Origin of the sequence: Streptomyces sp. NPDC005574 (assembly GCF_040605435.1) — a bacterium.
Taxonomy (GTDB): domain Bacteria; phylum Actinomycetota; class Actinomycetes; order Streptomycetales; family Streptomycetaceae; genus Streptomyces.
The window spans coordinates 1-3,195 of the sequence record NZ_JBEXCW010000235.1 but is presented as its reverse complement, the minus strand read 5'-3'; the positions used below and the strand labels follow the sequence as shown (position 1 = coordinate 3,195).

3 protein-coding genes and 1 pseudogene are annotated in these 3,195 nt (G+C 68.1%); 2 read left to right on the top strand and 2 right to left on the bottom strand.

Features of this window, described 5'->3' with window-relative positions; all coding sequences use genetic code 11:
* Window positions 1-353: 353 nt before the first annotated feature.
* Together ABZT03_RS43510 and ABZT03_RS43505 are read left to right on the top strand one after the other, a co-directional pair.
* Window positions 354-1,424 (top strand): IS110 family transposase, encoded by a 1,071-nt coding sequence (locus ABZT03_RS43510; RefSeq protein ID WP_356049759.1) that lies wholly within the window; start codon window positions 354-356, stop codon window positions 1,422-1,424.
* A 16-nt stretch (window positions 1,425-1,440) separates the two neighbouring features.
* Window positions 1,441-1,668, top strand: a pseudogene (locus ABZT03_RS43505) (integrase core domain-containing protein); the annotation flags it as partial.
* Between the two features lie 23 nt (window positions 1,669-1,691).
* On the opposite strand, the gene ABZT03_RS43500 reads toward ABZT03_RS43505, so the two are convergent.
* Together ABZT03_RS43500 and ABZT03_RS43495 are read right to left on the bottom strand one after the other, a co-directional pair.
* Window positions 1,692-2,141: an ATP-binding protein gene (locus ABZT03_RS43500; protein WP_356049757.1), complete on the bottom strand. Its 450-nt coding sequence runs from the start codon at window positions 2,139-2,141 to the stop codon at window positions 1,692-1,694.
* Window positions 2,138-3,094: a hypothetical protein gene (locus tag ABZT03_RS43495; RefSeq protein ID WP_356049755.1), complete on the bottom strand. Its 957-nt coding sequence runs from the start codon at window positions 3,092-3,094 to the stop codon at window positions 2,138-2,140. The genes ABZT03_RS43500 and ABZT03_RS43495 overlap by 4 nt, the downstream gene beginning before the upstream one ends.
* Window positions 3,095-3,195: the final 101 nt, after the last annotated feature.

Here is a 3,195-nt window from a genome sequence, read left to right as displayed (position 1 = left end):
ACGCCGGATCTCAATACCTTGCCATTCGCTACACCGACCATCTGCAGGAGGCCGGGATCGCCCCGTCCGTCGGCACGGTCGGCGACGCGCTGGACTGTCAGGTTTTTCGCACCGGATCCCGCAAGGATCGGGTAGCCCCGGCTGAGACGGTCTGACTCTTGCTTATGACTGACCCCGTGAGTGTCCTGGCGTTGATCTGTCGACCGCCCAGCCGGGCACGCAGCAAGCGCTGCCGCCGGACGGACGTGACCTGATAAGAGCCTGGAGCCGACTCGCCAAAGCGTCCCCGTGACAGTCCTGTCCGTCCGACCGGCGACAGCGTGAACCCCACGCTACCGACCGGAAGGAATTCCATGCAGACCAGTGAGCAGCTCAGGTCCGGGCATGTCGTGATCGGCGTCGACACGCACAAGCACGTGCACGTCGCAGCGGTGATGGACACGATCGGCGGAATCCTGGCCACCCTCACGATTCCCACCGACACCGGCGGCTTCCAGCAACTGGCCAACTGGGCCGACTCGTTCGGCACCGTCCTGACCTTCGGAATCGAGGGGACCGGCTCCTACGGTGCCACGCTCACCTCGTTCCTGCGCAGGTCCGGCCACAAGGTCGTCGAGGCCGGACGCCCGGACCGGCGGCTGCGCCACATGAACGGGAAGTCCGACACCCTGGACGCCGAGAACGCCGCCCGCGCTGTGCTGGCCGGGTTCGCGACGGCCACGCCGAAGACCGCCGACGGCGAGGCCGAGATGATCCGTCAGCTCAAAATCGCCCATGACCAGGCCGTTGAACAGCGCACAGGCGCGATGGTCACGATGAAGGCGATGCTCGTCCACGCCCCCGATGCCCTGCGCCGCGAGACCGCCGGCAAGACCCAGATCACCCTGGCACGGCAGCTGGCAGCCCTGCGTCCTCGCCGCTTGGAGGAACCCGAGGACGCCCTTCGCCACACGCTGCGCACGCTCGCCAAGCGGTGGCAGTACCTGGACACCGAGGCCAAGGAGCTGACGAAGATGATCGGCGACCTGGTCCAGCGGATCGCCCCACAGCTAATCGAGCCCTTCGGAATCGGCGTGGACACCGCCGCGGAGATCCTCGTCGTGACCGGCGACAACCCCGAGCGGATCAAGTCCGAGGCCGCTCTCGCCAAGCTCGCAGGCATCGCCCCGGTGCCCACCGGCTCCGGCATGACCAGCGGCAGGCATCGCATCAACCACGGCGGCCACCGACAGCTCAACGCCGCGATCTACCGAACCGTCATCGTCCGCATGCGCTTCCACCAGCCCACGATCGACTACGTCGCGCGCCGCACCGCCGAAGGCAAGACGAAACGCGAGATCATCCGCTGCCTCAAGCGCTACGTCATCCGCGAGGTCTACCACCTGCTCCGGCCCACCCCACGGACGGCCCCTCCAGCGAGTTGACAACTATAGGAGCGTCAACGCCCTCGCCGAGAGCACGATCGGCCTGTTCAAGACCGAGGTCATCAAGCCGAACGGTCCGTGGCAGTCCCTGACCGACGTCAAAATCGCCACCCTGACCTGGGTCGACTGGTACAACAACCGGCGTCTGCACACCGCCTGCGACGACCTCACCCCCACCGAGGCCGAACAGGCCCACTACGATCACCACCGCGACCCCGCCCGGGCCGCTCATCCAACAAACTGAGTCCCCGGACACGCCGGGGCGGTTCAGAGCGACGTCGCGAGCGCCCTACCCACACGGGCGATGTACTGCAAGAAGTTGGCGCCCTCACGGGTCGCCGTCAAGACGTGAACTTCCGGCACACAGACCGCCTTGCGCAGGCCGCGCAGGTCGCGCCGTCCGGCGGTGGTGATGCCGAACGCGAGCATGGAATGCATGAGCGCGACGGAAAGGCGTTGCATGGGCGTCCAGTCCAGGCGGCCGGCGTCCGCCCCGGGCAGGGAGAGGCCGGGCATTTGGACGACCCAGATTCCGGCGGCCGGGACGAGTGGCGGGGCGTCGGAGGTAGGGCGTCCCATGAACGGGGCGCCGAGCGCATTTTGCGACAGCTCGTAGAGGGCCTCGCCCGCGAGGCGTCCGGTCTCGTCGTCCATCTGCCGCAGGTACTCAATCACCTTCCACGTGGCAGGTTCACCGGCTGCGATGACCTTGTTCACCGCGCGGGTAATCGGGTCTCTGCGCCGCGCTCGCGCAGCCACTCGGGGATAGCAATGCTGAGCTGTGCGGGAACCTCACCGCGGGCGATGTCGACGCCCTCCGAGGCAAGGAGGGTGAACAGGTCACAGATCCCGGCGAATCGGGGCCCGGTCTCGATCAAGTGAGCGTTCAGCCCGTACCGGCGCGCGGCCGTGACCACTCCCCCTAGATCGCCCTTGAAGTCGAGGGCGAGGCAGTAGGCGCCGCGGAACCCGGCGTCGAGCATGGAGAGCATCATCGCGGTTGTCTTGCCGCGCCCGGACCGGCCGACGAATGCCGTGGTGGTGGCGTCGCCGCGATCCGAACCGGCGGTGACGTCGTTCCTGAAGACCCCGGGCGTGCTGCCGGTCAGGTAGCCGACGATGGGGCCGCGGTCGTCGCCGACCTTGGCGCCGCCCCACCACCAGGAGCCGGACAGGGCGGTGACGTCGCGGGTGTGGCCGAGGTCGGGAACCCGAAGTTGGTCGCCCGGCTGCGATTCAAGCCACAATTCGCGCTGTTCTTCCGCGCCGACCGTGACCTCGACGCCGAGGCCGCCGTAATGCGTGATGACCGAGTCGACCCGGGCCCGGAGGTCGTCGAGGGACGTCTCGCTCGTCACGATCAGCCGCGGGTGATCCGCGACGAGGGCCACGTCCTCACGCCGCATGTCACGGGTGAGCTCGGCCATGACGTCCTCGGTCTCCTCGATGTCGCGGCCGGGGTCCTCGGCGGACGCCCTCGCGGCGCTGCGGCGCTGTTCCTTGGCGAGCCTGCGCGCCTCGTCCACCTTTCTGAGTGCGTCGCGCTTGGGCATGACCTTGAAGCGGACGGACGCCTCGGGGCTGACGGGGAGGATCAGCGCGGCCGGGTCGAGGTCGGGGTCGAGCTCGCTCTCGTCGACGTCGGGCACGTAGTTGATCTCGGACCCCACTCAACCTGACTGTGAGGATGGTCGAGTGCCGCTGCGAGCGGTGGTCTGACCCGCAACGTGACTGGCCCTGGTGCCTTGGTGTTGATCTGTCGGCCGCCTGC

Bases quoted from the DNA above. Each gene is read 5' to 3' on its own strand.
- ABZT03_RS43510 (WP_356049759.1), top strand. From the start codon at position 354: ATGCAGACCAGTGAGCAGCTCAGGTCCGGGCATGTCGTGATCGGCGTC.